This window comes from Thalassospira lucentensis, from assembly GCF_011806425.1.
Classification (GTDB): domain Bacteria; phylum Pseudomonadota; class Alphaproteobacteria; order Rhodospirillales; family Thalassospiraceae; genus Thalassospira; species Thalassospira lucentensis_B.
Genome location: NZ_JAATOV010000003.1, coordinates 297,029 through 315,235, shown reverse-complemented (window position 1 = coordinate 315,235; position 18,207 = coordinate 297,029). Strand labels below are relative to the sequence as shown.

Genomic DNA, 18,207 nt, shown 5'->3' with positions numbered 1-18,207 from the left:
CAAGGTCGTCGCCTGATCCACCGAAGGCATCAAGTCATAGATATGTCTATTGATTGGATGAGACATAGTCTCCCCATTGCCCCCTAGCAAACCCGCGAAGCCTCCGTCTTCTTGTTATCGGGTAGCCCCCGTTTAGCTCCTGGAGACGGCCATTCTTTTTGTGGCTCTTCCGTCCAGAAACGCGATTAGAGCGAGAACCTTAGACACATGTGGTCAAAGGCTGCAAGTGGCTTTCAAAATTTAGCAGAAACCACCAAATCCGGTTTTATAATTGGAATAAAACACTGACCACCAACTCAACCACCGCTCGATATTGTATATTTTATCCCTTGTTTAGAACGTATTCAAGTTTTTGCGCTGCCACGCGTTTGAGTTGTTCCGGATTCCGGCTAACCGGACCGGCCACCGTCACCTCAGTTCCAGTTTTTCCGTCAATCGCTGTACACCGCAAATAGCTTCCGACCTGTCGTAGCTCGAAATAAACCTCACGCGGGGTGTTTGAACGGGTACTCATGACGAACGCAAAACCTTGATTGGGGAAAAATACGTCTCTATTTTGCGCCCATTTTCCGGCAACGCAATATCAAAGGATAGAATATCCGTATCCAGTCATACAAAAACGGGCCCGGCGAACCGGACCCGTTTGATAAATGCTGTTCAAATTTTACTTTTCGCCGTCAAGCATCTTCACAATGGCCGAGAAGTCCATACCGCCATTACCACCATTGGAATAAAGCGCATAAAGACTTTCCGCCAAGGCCCCCATCGGGGTCGTCGCCCCGGATGTTGCTGATGCCTGCTGGGCCAATTTCAAGTCCTTGAGCATCATATCAACCGCAAACCCCGCCTGATAATCGCGGTTTGCCGGCGATGTTGGCACGGGCCCCGGAACCGGGCAATAACTGGTCAAGGCCCAACACTGCCCTGATGCCTTTGATGAAATATCAAACAGCTTTTGCGCATCCAGTCCAAGACGCTTGGCCAGCATAAAGGCCTCTGACACGGCAATCATATTCACACCAAGAACCATATTGTTACAGATCTTAGCCGCCTGCCCGGCCCCGTTGTCACCTGCATGAATGATATTGCTTCCCATTGCATCAAGGATCGGCTCGACACTGGCGAAATCAGATTCATTACCGCCAACCATGAATGTCAGCGTACCAGCCGCCGCACCCGCCGTGCCGCCAGAAATGGGGGCATCGACAACACCAAGCCCCTTGGCTTTCGCAAGGTCCGCCGCCTTACGCGCGGCGTCGACCTCGATGGTCGAACTGTCTATCAGGATCGTTCCAGCGGCGGCGTTGGCCACAACACCATCGGGCCCATCATATACCGACAACACATGTTTACCCGCCGGAAGAACGGTGACAACAAAACTGACATCGCGTGCGGCATCGGCGACGTTTTCCGCCTTGGTCGCACCGGCCTTAACCGCGGCGGCAACCGCATCGGCCGAAAGATCAAAAACCTTTACGGCATGCCCGGCCTTAAGCAGGTTTTCTGCCATCGGGCCGCCCATATTACCCAGACCGATAAAACCGATATTCGCCATTTCAATCCTCCTCTGATATCCCGTTTTCGGGACTTTGTTTTGATAAAGTTCGTTATAAATCGCTGTGTGTTAAAGGTTGAGTTCCCGCTCTGTCGGCAGCAGCTCGAAATACTCAGCCACTTCGCGCGGGTCGACCTGCCCGACATCGCCAAACTGCCATTTGGGGGCATGGTCCTTATCAATGATCACGGCACGCACGCCTTCGAACAAATCAGGCTTGCACACCATGCGCTGCGACAACCGAAATTCCATCTTAAGCACATCCGCCAACGTCATATCCTGTCCCAGACGAATTTGCTCAAAACTAACACACAGGGCCGTGGGGGATTTCGTACCCAGCATTTTAAGGCAGTTTTGCGCAAACGCACTGTCATCCTGCCCAAGGCCTTCAAGGATCGCTGCAACGCTGCCCCCCGAAAACAGACGATCAATGTGATCGCGGTCTGATGCCAGTGCCGCCTCCCCCATGTCTTTATTAAATCCTGACAGGATGTCAGATACCGTATCAAACGTGTCATTGGTGTAGTCGGCCTTGGTCAACGCCGACTTAATCGCCGCCACCTGATCTGATGTCGTCGCATGCGTCGCAAGCCCGGCATACATGCAATCGGCGGCCTTAAGCCGCGCACCAGTCAGGCCAAGATACATTCCGATTTGACCGGGACACCGCGGCAGGAAATAACCGCCGCCAACATCGGGGAAAAATCCGATCCCGGTTTCGGGCATCGCAAACATTGTGCACTCGGTCGCAACCCGGAACCGCCCATGGATGGAAACGCCAACACCGCCCCCCATCGTAATGCCATCCATCAATGCGACGTACGGTTTTGGATATTGGGCAATATAATGGTTCAGCTGATACTCGCGGCGGTAAAACGCATCGAGCATTTCCTCGTCATCAACGGCGCGCGCATCATATAGACCGCGAATATCACCCCCGGCACAAAATGCTTTCTCGCCCGCACCTTCAACGATAACCACCTTGATCGAAGAATCGCTTTCCCATGATTTAAGCTTTGCGGCCATCAAATCGACCATCTCAAGATCAAGCGCATTAAGTGCGCGCGGACGGTTCAAGAGGATATGACCAACGGGTCCATCCTGCTTAAACAGAACGGGTGCTTCCGTGGTTTGGTTTCGGTCGTTGGTGTTGGTGGCGTCACTCGTCATCACTTAATCCTTCAGGGCGGCACGTGAAATAATCAGGCGCATGATTTCGTTCGTGCCTTCCAAAATCTGGTGGACCCGCAAATCACGCAGCAAGCGTTCAATCGGGTATTCTCGGATGTAACCATATCCCCCATGAAGCTGCAGGGCCTCGTTACAAACTTGGAAGCCAATATCGGTCCCAAACCGTTTGGCCATCGCACAAAACTGTGTGGCGTCATCGGCTTTTAGGTCAAGCTTCCACGCTGCTTTATGTAACATCAATCGGGCGGCTTCGAGTTCGGTAACCATATCGGCAAATTTGAACTGCAGGGCCTGAAACTGATCAAGGCTGCGGCCAAATTGCTTTCTGATCTTCATATGTTCGCGCGCATGCTCCATCGCGGCGCGCGCGCCGCCGATCGAACAGGCCGCAATATTAAGCCGCCCCCCGTCAAGCCCCTTCATGGCAAACTTAAACCCGTCGCCTTCTGCGCCCAGGCGATTTTCAGCCGGGACCTTGCAATTGCTAAAGATCACAGCTGTCGTCGGCTGGCTGTTCCAACCCATCTTTTCTTCTAGCTTGCCAAACGATAGACCGTCCGTGTCCTTGGGAACGATAAAGGTCGATATACCGCCCGGCCCATCATCACCCGTGCGCGCCATCACAACATAAACATCGCTGCGCGATCCGCCGGAAATAAACGCCTTTTCGCCATTTAAAACGTAATGATCACCTTCACGCTCCGCACGGGTGCGAAGCGCCCCTGCGTCCGATCCGGCACCGGGCTCGGTCAGGCAGTAACTGGCAAAATGCTCCATCGTGACAAGCTTAGGCAGGAACTGCGCGCGTTGCGCATCTGAGCCAAAGCTATCAATCATCCAGCAGGCCATATTATGAATGGAAATATACGCCGCGGTTGAAGGACATGCAGCGGCCAATTCTTCGAAAATCACCGCCGCATCAAGCCGCCCCAAACCTGATCCGCCATATTCATCACGTGTATAAATCGCTGCAAAGCCAAGCTCGGCTGCCTTGCGTAATGTTTCTTCCGGGAAGATATGCCGGGCATCCCACTCGCCCGCATTTGGCGCCATTTCGTTTTGGGCAAAATCACGTGCAGCTTGGGCAAATGCCTGCTGATCTTCAGACAGGTTGAATTCCATTGGATCGCCGCCTCCGAATATTCTTCTATTTTCCCTTTACGTAAACGTGAAAACGCCTCCTTGTCAATTCATTCGGTATAACAGTACCGAATTATGTTAATCCATCCCGACCCCATATGGATGTGCAAAACATTTACCAAATTCAGCAAATGTTGCTTGATGGCGGCCCGCTGGTGCGCGTACCTTTTGCCCTGAGTAAAAACCATAAATCAGGGGAAATACGATAATGACCTCCACGAAGCCGGAAACCATTGTTCTACACGCCGGGTATCGCGCCGAACCAACAACCGGTTCCGTAGCCGTTCCGCTTTATCAAACCACCAGCTATCAGTTCCGTGACACCCAGCACGCCGCCGACCTTTTTGCGCTGAAGGAACTGGGCAATATCTATACCCGCCTGATGAACCCGACCAATGATGTGCTGGAACAACGCGTTGCCGCCCTTGATGGTGGTGTTGCGGCTGTCGCACTGGCGTCTGGTCAGGCTGCGTCGACCTTCTCCATTTTGAACATTGCCCAAGCAGGCGACAATATTGTCAGCTCCACCGACCTTTATGGCGGGACCTGGAACCTGTTTGCCAACACCTTCAAACAAATGGGGATCGAGGTCCGCTTTGCCGATCCGTCCGACCCGGAAAACTTCCGTCGTCTGACCGATGACAAAACCCGCGCCTATTATGCCGAAACCCTGCCTAATCCGAAATTGCATGTCTTCCCGATCCGCGAAGTTGCCAATATCGGTGATGAACTTGGTATTCCGCTGATTGTCGATAACACCGCCGCCCCGGTCATTTGCAAACCGATTGATCACGGTGCCAGCATTGTTATGTATTCGACGACCAAGTTCATCGCGGGTCACGGCACGTCTGTCGGCGGGATTGTTGTCGATTCTGGCAAATTTGATTGGGAAAAGCACAGCGCACGCTTCCCGCTTTTGAACGAACCGGATCCAAGCTACCACGGTGCTGTGTGGACCGAAGCCGTCAAGCCAATTGGCCCGGTTGCCTATGCGATCAAACTGCGTTGCACGGTGCTCCGCGATCTTGGCGCACCGGCATCGCCGTTTAATTCGTTCCAAACCATTCAGGGCATGGAAACCTTGCCACTGCGCATGGAACGTCATTGCGAAAACGCCAATAAAGTCGCCGAATTCCTCGCCAATCACTCAAAGGTGACCAAGGTCAACCACCCAAGTCAGCAAGAGGGCGAAACCCGCAAACGTGCCGACACCTATCTTAAAGGTGGTTACGGCTCGCTGATGGGCTTTGAACTTTCAGGCGGCAAACAAGCCGGCGAGAAATTCATCAACGCGTTGGAACTGTTCTATCACGTTGCCAATATCGGTGACACGCGATCACTTGCCATTCACCCGGCAACCACCACGCACAGCCAACTTTCCGAAGAAGATCGTCTGTCGTCAGGCGTGTCTGATGGCTATGTTCGTCTTTCCATCGGGATCGAACACATCGACGATATCCTTGCCGACCTGACGCAGGCGCTTGATAAAGCCTGATAATCTTGTCGTTATAACAAATTGCAACCGGCCATGAAATTTCATGGCCGGTTTTTTTATTGACCATTTTTCCCAAAACGCCTTAAATCCGCATTACAGGCAAAACGTGCAAAACGTGCATTTTATTAAAAAGGCAAACGATCATGTCCGTCACCACACGGCAACAGGAAATACAAACCCTGCTCCGCACCCACGGAACCGTCCACATCCATGATCTAGCAGCTTTGTTTCATGCATCCCTTGATACAATTCGCCGTGATTTGCGCCAGCTTGAGGACGAAGGACATCTACGCCGGATTCACGGCGGCGCGATCCTGACGAATACCGCCACAGCAACCTATGAAGAACGCGCCAAGGAACTTCAGCCCGAACGCGCAGCCATTGCCAAGAAAACGGCAACCCACCTGATCCCTGATCACGGCGTTATCTTTTTTGACAGTGGCACCACCATCTGCGAGGTCGCGCGACATTTAAAACCCTCATTCCGCGGCACGGTGATTACAGTCAATCCGATGGTCGCTGTTGAGTTATGCAAACATCCCCATGCCAACGTCATCATGATTGGTGGTGCATTACTCAAAGACGATATGGTTGTCAGCGGTCCGACAACGATTGATGAAATTCGCAAATATAATGCGGATATTGCCCTTCTGGGGACGTGCGCGCTTCACCCTGAAACCGGTCTTTCGAGCAACACCTCAGAAGAACGTGCAACCAAGGCTGCGATGGTTTCCCAATCGGCTGAAATTATTGCCGTCGCGACGGCCGACAAACTTGAAACAAGCCTGCCTTACCGCGTATGCGACATTGACGCGATCTCATATCTCGTAATCGGACGAAAACTCTCGACAGGGTATCTTGCCAATTACTCTGATCGCGGCATCAATGTAGTGCAGGCGTAAACGACATGCATGATTACACCAAAGCCCATAACCGCGTCCGCGCGATATTCTTTCTTCATGGTGCGGCGTTTTCAAGTTGGGTGCCGCACATCCCGCTCGTCCAGGAACGCCTTAATCTGGGTCATGACGATCTTGGCGGTATTTTATTGGCTGCGGCCATCGGCGTATTATCGGTTATGCCCATTGCGGGCCGGTTGTCTGACCGCTTTGGCAGTGAACGTGTTGTTCGCTATTCGGGCTTGTTTTATTTCATCGCAGTGGGCCTGCCCGCCTATATGCCGTCTTATCTCAGCATCACAATTGCGATGTTTGCCTTGGGTTTTTCCGGCGCGTTTCTGGATGTGGCGATGAATACCAATGGCCTGAATGTTGAACGCCTGCGCAAACGCAGCATCATGTCCGGCCTTCATGGCTTTTGGAGCCTCGGCGGCTTTGCCGGTGCTGGCGTTGCCGCCGCGTGGTTTGCCCTGCCCATTCCGGTTACCGCACACTTACCGGTCGTGCTGACCCTTTTTGTGATCGCGCATATCGTCGCACAGGCAGGACTTATTCCTGATGCGGTATTTCATGCTCAAACATCTGCGCCTTGTGCGCCCGATACCCGACGATCCGACGTTGTCCTTAAAACCACCAAGCCTGGAAAACAGCGTTCGCTCATTGTGTTTTTGCTGCCCTTTGGCGTATGTGCCTTCATCGGACAATTTGGCGAAGGCGTCATTACCGACTGGGCAACCGTGTTTATGACCCGCGAACTGTCATCGGGGGCGACCATGGCCGCCGTCGGCTTTGCAATTTACTCATGTGCAATGGCGGCAACCAGACTGTCGGGCGATATGCTGGTGATGAAATTTGGCCGTGCTCGCATCCTGCTCACCAGTTCTATTCTGGCATCCACAGGAACCTTTATCATTGCCTTTGCACCGCATTTTGTTGTCGCCTGGATTGGATGTGCGATTGCCGGCATGGGGCTTGCGGTGATCTTGCCTTTGCTGTTGTCCGCCGCATCCCAAACAACCGGCAAAGGTGGCGGGACGGTCGTATCAATCATCGCTGCCACCGGTTATTCGGCCATCATGGTCGGGCCACCGGTGATTGGCGCCATTGGGGCGGCTTTTGGCCTTGTCATTGCCTTCACCGTAACGGCAAGTTTCCTGGCCCTGATCATTCCTGCATACCTGCTAAGCCTGCGTAAGGTGCTGTAATTTGCCTAGATATGGTTGATCTGGGCTGGTTTCTGCCGCATAAATTGCCACGGCATACGCGCCACATATCCCTCAGTCTGCCCAACAGTCTGATGCGACCACCCCACAAAGCAGAGAACAGATCATGGCCAAATCACATACCTACGGTGCATTCCCCCGCAACCGCCAGCGCCGTAATCGCATGACCGACTGGTCGCGCAAAATGGTCGCGGAAACCCGCTTGACCTCCCATGATCTGATTTTGCCTGTTTTTGTCATTGATGGCAGCAACGAACGCATGCCCATCCCATCCATGCCCGGCGTCGAACGGCAATCAATTGATGTTTTGGTCGAAACCGCAAAGCATGCACAAAGCCTTGGCATTCCCGCACTCGCCCTGTTTCCCTATATTGACGCCAGCTTGAAAACCAAAGATGCCCGCGAAGCATACAACCCCGATAACGTTGTGTGCCGCGCCACCAAGGCAATCAAGGATGCCTGCCCGAACCTTGGCGTAATCACCGATGTTGCGCTTGATCCGTTCAACGCCGATGGTCAGGACGGGATCGTCATTGACGGCCAGATCCTAAATGACGAAACAACCGAGGCCCTGGTGCGTCAGGCCCTGGTGCAGGCGCAGGCCGGTTGTGATGTGGTGGCACCTTCGGACATGATGGATGGCCGCATTGGCGCCATTCGTGACGTGCTCGAGGGTGAAAATCTTAAAAACGTGCAGATCATGGCCTATGCCGCGAAATACGCGTCGTCATTTTATGGGCCGTTCCGCGATGCCATCGGCTCGGCAAGCGCGCTGGGCAAGGCAGACAAGAAAACCTATCAGCTTGACCCCGCCAACACCGACGAAGCCATGCGCGAAGTCGCCTATGACCTAAACGAAGGTGCGGATTCCGTCATCGTTAAACCGGGCCTGCCGTATCTTGATGTGCTCTATCGTGTCCGTCAGGAATTTGGCGTGCCGGTATTTGCCTATCAGGTGTCAGGCGAATACGCGATGCTGCGTGCGGCAGGTGCCAATGGCTGGCTGGATTATCTCGGCTGCGCGATTGAAACCCTGTCTTGCTTCAAACGCGCTGGCGCCTCGGGCATCCTGACCTACAGCGCCATCGAAGTCGCCGAAGCACTTTAATCCGACAAGCGAACCATCCGACTAAAAACGTCAAATCCGCGATATAAAAAGGGCCTCATACGAGGCCCTTTTGTTTTATCCAGCTTTGCCAACGAACTTCAGGCTGTCATCAAGCAACTTCGGTGTTAACGCTGTCGCCGATGCCAAATCCGATTGCCCGGGCGCAGTAATGTGGGCGCAAGCCGGAACGGGTAAAGACATCTTCTATGTCTTGTCCATCAATAAATCCCCCTTGATGGACCAAAAGCGTTTTGATGCCGACCGAAAGGCCGCCCAGCACATCTGTATGGACCGTATCACCGACCATCAAAACACGGTCGCGTTTGACATCGGGATATCGACGAAGGACTTCTTCAAATACGTGATGGTATGGCTTGCCAACGCATTCTGGCATTACGCCGCAGGCATCCGCAGCCAAATGCGCGAAGTAACCCGACTCAACCGAAAGAAACGCCCCCATCGGCGCACAGATATCCGGGTTCCCAACCAAGATCGGGCGCGGATTATCGCGCAGGCTTTGCTCAAGCAGGCTTTGCTGCTGATCAGACCAATTTTCAGAATCAATCAACAGGAACCCATCGACGGCATCATAAAGCCCGCGGTCTTCGGCCAGTGGCGTGACCGTGTCTGGTAGAATATGAAATGGCCAGTCAGTTGGCGCCATCGCGCCCCAATGCGTGATGTCCGTGTGTTCATTCATCATTGGCGCGACGAATTGCTGGCTGCTGATTAGGTTTTCAGCGCTGAAATCAAAGCCGCGCTTGCGATGACGGGCCAAAATTGCCTCGGACGAGCTAGAAGCGTCATTGGTCACAACCGCAATATTCTTGCCCATCCCCTGCAATTGGCGAACCGTATCGACCGATCCGGGGATGGCAGTCTGCCCACTATTGAGCACCCCAAAAGCATCAAACACGATCAAGTCAAACTGATCTGCAATCGACAGAAGGTTTTCAACATATTCTGTCTTTTCGGGCACAGCATCGCGAGCAATCTGTGGCAGACGCGGCGCATAGTGCAGATAGGCCTCAATTGCCTGCTCAAAATTGAGCCGTGGGCGATTGATGCTCATGTTCGATTCTCCTGATCTTATGGGATACGGCACTTAATAACGGCCCATTCAAGCCGATTACGCGGTGCTTTGACATCCTAATTTTTCAATCCAACGTGCTTCACACCTAAACAACCAAGGCGCGTTAAGCAACTTCGTTAGTTATGCGTCATGCGCATAGCAATAAAGAACCGAAAAACGCTTACCTATGTCCCATTTAAAGCCTTTTTGGACATTTTAACCACTTTCTGCGCTTTATAAGCCGCTGCCATGCAAAAAACGCATTAGAAAAACACAGCGGCCGCGCGTAGATTGCGCTCACGAAATAAACAGACCGACACGTCAAACCAGTTAACTATTCCAGCATTGGAATACCTTCGGTGAGAACATGCCGGTTATCTGAACAGACGCCGAAAAATCGGCCGGTTTGAAATAGGTGATGAAATGATCGTAACTAAAATTTTTGCTTTCCTCCGCGCTCTTCGCGTTCAGTACCAAACCCAGGTTGCGCTGCGTAAACTTGATCCGCGCGAACTTGCTGATATCGGTCTGAACCGCGACATGATCGACGATGTAGCACACCGCGTTGCTTTCGGCCGTTAATCAACAGCCCAAGCCGCACGAATTAATAACCCCGGCAGTTTTGCCGGGGTTTTTCTTTGTCTTTTTCATGGGCGCATATACGGCCTGCCCCATTAAAACGTTCGGGTTAATTGGCAAACAGCGCCTTATGCTGTTCGCGCAGGATATTCTTTTGAACCTTGCCCATCGCATTGCGCGGCAGTTCGTCGACAAAGAATACGCGCTTAGGCACTTTGAAATTTGCCAGCTGCGATTTGATCGACGCAATTATATCGTCCTCGGATAACTGATCCGCGCTGCGCACGATCACGGCGACGACCGCCTCGCCAAAATCAGGATGGTTCACACCAATCACGGCACTTTCCACAACCCCATCCATCTTATCAATCAGCGTTTCGATTTCCTTGGGATATACGTTAAACCCACCGGAAATCACCAGGTCCTTGGCCCGGCCCACAATATGGACGTATCCCTTGGCATCGATCTTGGCGATATCGCCGGTGATAAAGAAACCATCCCCCCGAAATTCCTCGGCGGTTTTTTCCGGCATTTGCCAATAGCCGATAAAAACATTCGGTCCGCGCGCCTCAAGAACACCGACCTCGTCGGTTGCCAAAACATTCCCGTCATTATCGCAAACGCGCACATCGACATCGGGCAATGCCGGCCCGACGGTATGAACAATCCGCTCACCCACCAGGGGATTGGACGTCGCCATACCCATCTCGGTCATGCCATAGCGCTCAAGAAGCACCTTTCCGGTGCGTTTTTCAAAGGCAGTAAAGGTTTCTGGCAATAACGGCGCAGATCCAGAAATAAACAATCGCATGTTGGCCGTAACATCGGCAGTGAAGTCATCCTCCGCCAGCAAGCGTACATAGAATGTCGGGACCCCCATCATCACTGTGCTGCGCGGCAAAAGATCGAGCACCTGATCGCGATCAAATTTCGGCAGGAAGAACATCTTTGACCCCGACAGCATCACGCAGTGACACGCAATGAACAGGCCATGGGTATGAAAAATCGGCAGCGCATGCAGCAAAACATCATCGCCACGAAACCCCCAAAGTTTTTCCAGTGTTGACGCATTTGACCAAAGGTTCATCTGCGTCATCATCGCCCCTTTGGGCTTTCCTGTCGTGCCGGAGGTATACAAGATTGCTGCCAAATCCTCGTCCGCGCACGCAACCGGGTTGAAATCGTCACTTTGGCCTTCTGCGCCCGACATCAACGTCCCGTCAGCCTGCGTACCAAGGGTTAAGACCTTTTGAACCCCCTGTTCCTTGGCAATAGACCGCACTTCTTCTTCGCGGTGCGGCTGGCAAACAACAATCACCGGTGATGCGTTGCCCATAAAATAGGACAATTCACCCGCCTGATAGGCCGTATTTAGCGGCAAATAAACAAGACCAGCCCGAATGCAGCCAAGATACAAAAACAATGCTTCGGGGGATTTATCGACTTGAACAGCAACACGGTCGCCCTTTTGCGCCCCCTTTGCCGTCAAAAGCCCGGCAATACGCGCAGAATATGCATCCGCATCGCCATAGCTATATGTCTTCCCCGAAGGTGTTTCGATCAAAACCGATGACAGATCGGCGGGAAACCGATCCCGAATACGCATGAAAAGGCTATTTGTCACGTCACTGCTTCCCCGATCAACTATCATTGAACCAGCACGTTTTGAGGCTGGCCCTGTTTGCGGACAGCATAGTGCAACCAACCATTATCGGCAAACAAGTACTATTTTACCGCAATGGTTGGTTTTATCTGAAATCTAGTTGCTTAGGATTTTAGGCAACGTATGGGAATTCGCCATCTACAAACGGGAATGCCTCGCCAACGGTGACTTGCACATCGGGATGGAATCCGTTGAAATTGGTTGCAAGCGCGTTGCTATAGGCCCCGATATGACCAAACTCGATCCAATCGCCTTCACGAATATCGGCTGGCAAATTCAAGGTTGCTGGCAACACGTCCATATTGTCGCATGTCGGCCCATAGATGGTGAAATCAAGCGTTTCTTCCGGTGCAAATTCGCCGTTAAGGCGCATCGGCCGCACCGGATAGCGCAACTGGCCCGTCACGGTTTCAGACAAGCTGCCATACACGCCATCATTAATGAAAAGCTGATCTTCCTTGCGCAGCTGAACCTGCGTAATCAGGGATACACCACTCGATACAAGCGCCCTGCCCGGTTCACACATAAAGGTGGTTTCAGGCATATCAAGCCACCGGATGCAGTCCTTGATTTCATCCATGATTTCCTCAAGTGCTGGTCCACGCTGGTTCATATATTGGCCGGGGAAACCGCCACCGACATCAATATGCTTGACCTTCACACCAGAAAAATCAACGACTTGGCGGATCAACTCAATCGCAATGCGATAGCCGTTCGCCGTCGTGCATTGCGACCCCACGTGGAAACATAGCCCCGCTTCATACCCCAACGCATCAACCTGCTTTAAAAGCTCTGCTGCGGCCATCGGACGGGCCCCAAACTTGGCCGACAGGTTATAAATCGCACCGGCTGGCGGCGTTGCCAAGCGAACATGGATTGTCAGGTTGGTGTCGCCATCGGTTTCTTCGCGGATCTTTTTGAGCTCATCCTCAGTATCGATCACATAATGATCAATGCCAAATACGCGGTGGGCACTTCGGATGCCATCGCGGCTTTTTACGGGATGCATAAAATACGACTTCATACCGGGGAACTGACGACGCACCAGTGCAATTTCATCTGGTGACGCGGTATCGAAATGACGCACGCCACCTTCATGCAGGTACCGCATAACTTCGGGGTGCGGATTACACTTCACCGCATAAAGGACGTCGCCCGGGAACAGTTCGATAAAGCGCTGCGCTGTTTCACGAAGGATATTTGGTCTAAGGCAGTAGACCGGGTAAGACGGTTTAAGTTCCTTAACAACATCGAACGTCGTATCGAAATGACGCGGCATGTAAACTCCATCATTCATGGATATAAGGCGCCCAGACACGCATCATCGCCGGGCTGGCCATTTGTCAACCTTAGGGTAACAGCCCTTCTGCATGCTGTCATGCCCCAACCGTTGAATTGAACTTGATATTCCAAACTCGCGCCGATAAATTGGTAAACCAATACCAAATAACCAATATTGTGTGCGTTCGCGTCCGCGGCAAAGCACACCAACCATACAGGGAGCCTAAAATGCCGATCGACCCGATCCTTGATCCCCACAGCCTGGCAAAAGAACTTTCCGGCCATCACCTGATCAATGGAGATCTTGTTGCATCTAAAAACGGTAAGAATTTTGACGTTTTGAACCCTGCCACCGGAAAGGTCATTGGCCAAGCCGCTGACGGTGACGCGCAAGACGTTGACATTGCCGTTGCGGTCGCAAAAAAGGCCCAGAAAGACTGGGCAGAGCGCCCTGCCCGCGAACGCGGCAAACTGGTTGCCGAGTGTGGTCGTGTTCTGATGTCGCATACCGAAGAACTCGGTCGATTGATTGCCCTTGAATCGGGCAAGGCATTGCGCACCGAAAGCCGGGTTGAGGCTTCTGTTCTTGCCGATATGTTTGTCTTTTTCGGCGGCCTCGGGTCGGAGCTTAAAGGCGAAACAGTTCCGTTTAATCCTAATATGATGACGCTTACCACCCGCGAACCAGTTGGTGTTGTTGGCGCGATTATTCCTTGGAACGTGCCGCTTCTTCTGATGGCCATCAAAGTCGCACCGGCATTGGTCGCGGGCAATTCAGTGGTTGTTAAATCGGCCGAAGACACCCCACTTGCAGCACTCCGCGTCTGTCAGATCATGCAGGAAATCTTGCCAAAGGGTGTTTTGAATATCCTGTCGGGCTTTGGCCCATCTTGCGGCGGGCCGTTGGTTGAACATAAAGACGTTAAAAAGGTTTCCTTTACCGGCTCCGTCGAAACCGGTCGCACTGTCTACAAAGCAGCTGCTGAAAAGCTGATCCCAGTAACTTTGGAATTGGGTGGCAAATCACCAATGATCGTCATGGATGATGCGGACCTGGATAAGGCCATCGCCGGTGCGGTTGGCGGCATGCGCTTTACCCGTCAGGGCCAAAGCTGCACAGCGTCATCGCGCATTCTTGTTCATGAAAAACTTCATGATGCCTTTGTTAACAAACTGATTGATAAGGTTAATGCCCTTAAGATGGGCAACCCGCTTGATGAAGAAACCGATATCGGCACCATCATCAATCGCAAACAGTTTAATAAGGTCTGCGGTTACATCGATATCGGTGAAAAAGAAGGTGCGACCAAACATGAACTAAGCGCCCTTCCCACCGATCCCGACCTTTCTGAAGGGACTTTTGTGCGCCCGGTGATCTTTACCGATGTGGATCCGAACGCCCGTGTTGCACGTGAAGAAATCTTTGGCCCTGTCGCATGTGTGTTTAAGTTCAGCACCTTCGAACAGGCGCTTGAACTTGCCAATGACAGTGATTTCGGCTTGGCGGCAACTGTTTGGACCACCGACCTTAAAACTGCACTAACCGCAACCAAACGTCTTGAGGCCGGCTTTGTTCAGGTCAACCAGAACCTTGTTGTGCAGCCCAACCTTTCATATGGCGGCATCAAGCTTTCTGGGCTTGGCAAAGAAGCATCGCTTGAAAGCATGCTTGAGCATTTCACCTATAAGAAAACCATCATTCTCAATATGGAATAAGTCCAGAAAATCACGATACTGCGCGTCGAACCTTGCCGGGTTGCATGTTTTGCAACCCGGTTTTTCTTTTCCGGCCCTTGACCTTGGGCCGCTAATCCGCAAAGCTTGCGCGCAATCAAACGTCCATAAACCTGAAAGAACATGGCTATGTCTGCATCTAATGACATCCGCGCATCGCATTCCCGTCCGACATTTCGTGCCGGTGCGATGGCCATGATTATTGGGATTTCCGACCTGCGAATGTGATCCCTGTCATTTGCGAATGACAGGCCCGGTTTAAACCCGCTTATCACCCCCATACATAACAATATTGCCACCACACCAAACCCGTCGGTGGCCGCAGGAGCATGGAAATTATGGCCGTTTCCTATCACGACATCGTCCGCGCAGCAGGACTGCTTGAAGGCATTGTCGCACAAACGCCTTTGGTGAAATCTTTAACGCTTTCAAATATTTGCCAAGCCGAAGTTTATCTTAAACTTGAAAATCAGCAATATACCGCATCCTTTAAGGAACGTGGCGCCTATATCAAATTGGCAAGCCTAACACCCGAGGAACGCGAAAAAGGCGTCATCGCCGTATCAGCAGGCAACCACGCCCAAGGTGTGGCCTATAACGCCAAACGTCTTGGCATCCCGGCAACCATCGTGATGCCCAAAAACACCCCGTATACCAAGGTCCACCACACCCGGTCCCATGGTGCCGAAGTTGTGCTGATGGGCAATGTCTTTGCTGAAAGCGTCGAAGCCGCAGGCAAGATTCAACAAGAACGTGGCCTTACCTTTGTCCACCCCTTTGATGATCCGCACATCATTGCCGGCCAAGGAACCGTTGGGCTGGAAATTCTGAACGAAAACACGGACATCGATACCATCGTTGTTCCGGTTGGCGGTGGCGGTCTCGCGTCAGGCATTTCAACCGCGATCAAAGCACGTCGGCCTGACATCGAAATTGTTGGTGTCGAAACAAAGCTTTATCCATCCATGTATGAAGGCATGCATGATCAAGAGTTCACCGGCGGTGGTGTCACCATTGCCGAAGGCATCGCGGTTAAACAGCCCGGCGGCCTCACTCTTGAAATCTGCAAGGAAAAGCTTGATGACGTCATTCTGGTTGAGGAAAGCTCAATCGAACGCGCCATTCAGATGCTGATTGAAATCGAAAAAAGCGTGGTCGAAGGCGCTGGCGCCGCACCGCTTGCTGCCCTTTTGGATCATCCCTATCGGTTTAAGGGCAAGAAGGTTTGCCTGATCATTAGTGGCGGCAACATCGATACCCGTCTTCTCGCACAGGTGTTAATGCGCGGCATGGCCCGTCAGGGACGGCTGGTGCGCGTGCGCATCGAAATCCCCGATGTCCCCGGTGCGTTGGCCACCATCAGTACCCTGATCGGCGAAGAAGACGCCAACATCATCGAAGTCTATCATCAGCGTCATTTTTATGATGTTCCGGCCAAACAGACCGACGTCGATATGGTGCTTGAAGTTCGTGATACTGTTCACGCTGAACAAGTTATCGCGCGGCTGATTGAGGCTGGATTTGGTGGACGACTGCTGGGCAATACGTCACTCGATTGATTGTTCAGCTAGCCAAAGCCATCAACTTAAAAAAATGGGCCGTAGCAACATGCTATCGGCCCGTTTTCTTGTAATGTGAGTCTTGCCTATTCGCGATCTAGCGCGCGGTAACGACCGCCATAATACAAAAGCGGATTTCCGGTCTCGCCCAGCGAGATTTCCTGTACACGCCCGACAATGATGCTGTGATCGCCGCCGTCATGGATCGCGTGGCGCTTACATGAAAATGTTGCAAGGCAATCATCAAACCGCGGCACGCTATGGCAATCGTCCTGATGGGCGACCTTGTCCCAGCCATGCTGGCCAGGGGCTGAAAACGCATCAGACAGCGCTTGTTGTTCTTGGCGCAGGATATTGATGCAAAATCGGGTGCACTCGCCGGTAAACAAATCATGTGTCGCAGCCCGGAAATCGACCGAAAACAGAACCAAAGCCGGATCAAGCGATACCGAGGCAAAGCTGTTGATGGTGATACCAGCCTTGGTGCCATCATTCGCGCGTGTGGTGACAACTGCAACACCGGTTGCGAATTGCCCAAGACAGTCCCGAAAATCGCGCGGAGAAAATGACATATTGAAGAATGCTCTTGCTAACTAAATCTATTATCTAAGGGCCCCGGTTCGGAGCAAAGGGAAAATGGCGATTAATCTTCGTGCTGTCAAACCTATCTCGCAGCCGATTTAAACGTGATTTTAATAACATTAAAAGTTAATAGGGTAATACGAATGTAAGATCGGGCTTGGACCGCAAGGGAAAAATGGTTTAAGACCAGATAGATATTCGTATAGAGATAGCGTGAATTGATCCGATAGCACTATCGGCGAAGCGGGGAAAAAGAATGTTTCTGATCATTGGGTATGTCGTTGTTCTCGGCGCCGTCCTTGGCGGTTATCTGCCCCATGGCGACATCGGCATTCTGATCCAACCGTTTGAAGTTCTTATCATCTTTGGTGCGGCTTTTGGTACATTCCTGATCGCCAACCCGATGAGCATCCTTAAAAAGTCCATCGCCTACACAATGCGTGCGATGAAAGGACCGAAAAAAAAGGATGTCTATCTCGAACTTCTGATTTGTCTTTACGCTGTTTTCCGTCTGGCAAAATCAAAAGGCGACCTTGCCCTTGAAAGCCACGTTGAAAACCCTGAAAGCTCCAGCCTGTTTTCGAACTTCCCGAACCTTCTAAAAGATCATCACGCCACTGAATTTTTATGTGACTACCTGCGTCTTCTGACCCTTGGCACGACAAACTCGTACGAGCTCGAAGCCGTGATGGATATGGAACTCGACATTCATCACGAAGAAGATCACTTGGTTCCGGCGTCCATCCAGACCGTGGGCGACGCCCTGCCCGGCCTTGGTATCGTTGCCGCCGTTCTGGGTATTATCGTGACCATGGGTTCCGTGACCGAGCCGCCAGAAGTTCTGGGGAACCTGATTGCTGCCGCCCTTGTGGGGACCTTCCTTGGTATTCTCGCGTCCTATGGCTTTGTCGGTCCGACAGCGGAAATCATCAAAAAGACCCTGGATCAAGACAGCAAGTATTTTTCCTGCATCAAGGCAGCCTTGATCGGCCATATGCAAGGCTATGCTCCGCAGGTCTCTGTTGAATTCGCGCGTAAAACGCTGCCATCAACGGTTCGTCCAAGCTTCAAAGAACTTGACGAAGCCCTGCAGGATGCACCGACGGCCTAATCGCAACCCCGTAAA

Annotated in this window: 17 protein-coding genes; 8 read left to right on the top strand and 9 right to left on the bottom strand. The window is 52.2% G+C overall.

Annotated features, from left to right (window positions below; all coding sequences use genetic code 11):
- Positions 1-322: 322 nt before the first annotated feature.
- From HCZ99_RS11425 to HCZ99_RS11410, 4 genes are all read right to left on the bottom strand, one after another.
- Positions 323-514 (bottom strand): DUF6898 family protein, encoded by a 192-nt coding sequence (locus HCZ99_RS11425; RefSeq protein ID WP_167447097.1) that lies wholly within the window; start codon positions 512-514, stop codon positions 323-325.
- A gap of 150 nt (positions 515-664) precedes the next feature.
- Positions 665-1,555: a 3-hydroxyisobutyrate dehydrogenase gene (gene mmsB / locus HCZ99_RS11420; protein ID WP_167447096.1), complete on the bottom strand. Its 891-nt coding sequence runs from the start codon at positions 1,553-1,555 to the stop codon at positions 665-667.
- 69 nt (positions 1,556-1,624) lie between these two features.
- Positions 1,625-2,725, bottom strand: coding sequence for an enoyl-CoA hydratase/isomerase family protein (locus HCZ99_RS11415; RefSeq protein WP_167447095.1), 1,101 nt, complete (start codon positions 2,723-2,725; stop codon positions 1,625-1,627).
- A 3-nt stretch (positions 2,726-2,728) separates the two neighbouring features.
- Positions 2,729-3,868 (bottom strand): acyl-CoA dehydrogenase family protein, encoded by a 1,140-nt coding sequence (locus tag HCZ99_RS11410; RefSeq protein ID WP_167447094.1) that lies wholly within the window; start codon positions 3,866-3,868, stop codon positions 2,729-2,731.
- Between the two features lie 226 nt (positions 3,869-4,094).
- Between HCZ99_RS11410 and HCZ99_RS11405 the strand changes: the two genes are divergently transcribed.
- The 4 genes from HCZ99_RS11405 (at position 4,095) to hemB (ending at position 8,611) form a co-directional block, all read left to right on the top strand.
- Complete coding sequence (locus tag HCZ99_RS11405) at positions 4,095-5,381, top strand: O-acetylhomoserine aminocarboxypropyltransferase/cysteine synthase family protein (protein ID WP_167447093.1); 1,287 nt, start codon at positions 4,095-4,097, stop codon at positions 5,379-5,381.
- A 143-nt stretch (positions 5,382-5,524) separates the two neighbouring features.
- Positions 5,525-6,283, top strand: a complete 759-nt coding sequence (locus HCZ99_RS11400) for a DeoR/GlpR family DNA-binding transcription regulator (RefSeq protein ID WP_175581480.1) — start codon at positions 5,525-5,527, stop codon at positions 6,281-6,283.
- Between the two features lie 5 nt (positions 6,284-6,288).
- Entirely contained in the window at positions 6,289-7,485 is a 1,197-nt protein-coding gene (locus HCZ99_RS11395) for an MFS transporter (RefSeq protein WP_167447092.1), read from the top strand.
- A 124-nt stretch (positions 7,486-7,609) separates the two neighbouring features.
- Positions 7,610-8,611: a porphobilinogen synthase gene (gene hemB, locus HCZ99_RS11390; protein ID WP_167447091.1), complete on the top strand. Its 1,002-nt coding sequence runs from the start codon at positions 7,610-7,612 to the stop codon at positions 8,609-8,611.
- A gap of 109 nt (positions 8,612-8,720) precedes the next feature.
- On the opposite strand, the gene HCZ99_RS11385 is transcribed toward hemB, so the two are convergent.
- A complete protein-coding gene (locus HCZ99_RS11385) occupies positions 8,721-9,683 on the bottom strand; it encodes an HAD-IIA family hydrolase (RefSeq protein WP_167447090.1) in 963 nt (320 codons plus the stop codon).
- Positions 9,684-10,106: 423 nt separating this feature from the next.
- Here HCZ99_RS11385 and HCZ99_RS11380 point away from each other — a divergent pair, with 423 nt between their 5' ends.
- Positions 10,107-10,265: a DUF1127 domain-containing protein gene (locus HCZ99_RS11380; protein ID WP_081649507.1), complete on the top strand. Its 159-nt coding sequence runs from the start codon at positions 10,107-10,109 to the stop codon at positions 10,263-10,265.
- A 106-nt stretch (positions 10,266-10,371) separates the two neighbouring features.
- Here HCZ99_RS11380 and HCZ99_RS11375 read toward each other — a convergent pair whose 3' ends face one another.
- Together HCZ99_RS11375 and HCZ99_RS11370 are read right to left on the bottom strand one after the other, a co-directional pair.
- Positions 10,372-11,886, bottom strand: a complete 1,515-nt coding sequence (locus HCZ99_RS11375) for a malonate--CoA ligase (RefSeq protein WP_439654655.1) — start codon at positions 11,884-11,886, stop codon at positions 10,372-10,374.
- Between the two features lie 151 nt (positions 11,887-12,037).
- Positions 12,038-13,222 (bottom strand): type III PLP-dependent enzyme, encoded by a 1,185-nt coding sequence (locus HCZ99_RS11370; RefSeq protein ID WP_254869580.1) that lies wholly within the window; start codon positions 13,220-13,222, stop codon positions 12,038-12,040.
- Between the two features lie 212 nt (positions 13,223-13,434).
- Between HCZ99_RS11370 and HCZ99_RS11365 the strand changes: the two genes are divergently transcribed.
- On the top strand, positions 13,435-14,922 hold the full coding sequence (locus HCZ99_RS11365) for an aldehyde dehydrogenase family protein (protein ID WP_167447088.1): 1,488 nt from the start codon (positions 13,435-13,437) through the stop codon (positions 14,920-14,922).
- On the opposite strand, the gene HCZ99_RS11360 is transcribed toward HCZ99_RS11365, so the two are convergent.
- A complete protein-coding gene (locus HCZ99_RS11360; RefSeq protein WP_167447087.1) occupies positions 14,889-15,137 on the bottom strand; it encodes a hypothetical protein in 249 nt (82 codons plus the stop codon). The genes HCZ99_RS11365 and HCZ99_RS11360 overlap by 34 nt on opposite strands.
- Before the next feature lie 141 nt (positions 15,138-15,278).
- On the opposite strand from HCZ99_RS11360, the gene HCZ99_RS11355 reads away from it, so the two are divergent.
- Complete coding sequence (locus HCZ99_RS11355; RefSeq protein WP_175581498.1) at positions 15,279-16,499, top strand: threonine ammonia-lyase; 1,221 nt, start codon at positions 15,279-15,281, stop codon at positions 16,497-16,499.
- Positions 16,500-16,585: 86 nt separating this feature from the next.
- On the opposite strand, the gene HCZ99_RS11350 is transcribed toward HCZ99_RS11355, so the two are convergent.
- A complete protein-coding gene (locus HCZ99_RS11350) occupies positions 16,586-17,071 on the bottom strand; it encodes a flavin reductase family protein (RefSeq protein WP_167447085.1) in 486 nt (161 codons plus the stop codon).
- 266 nt (positions 17,072-17,337) lie between these two features.
- Here HCZ99_RS11350 and motA point away from each other — a divergent pair, with 266 nt between their 5' ends.
- Positions 17,338-18,192 (top strand): flagellar motor stator protein MotA, encoded by an 855-nt coding sequence (gene motA, locus HCZ99_RS11345; protein ID WP_167447084.1) that lies wholly within the window; start codon positions 17,338-17,340, stop codon positions 18,190-18,192.
- Positions 18,193-18,207 lie beyond the last annotated feature (15 nt).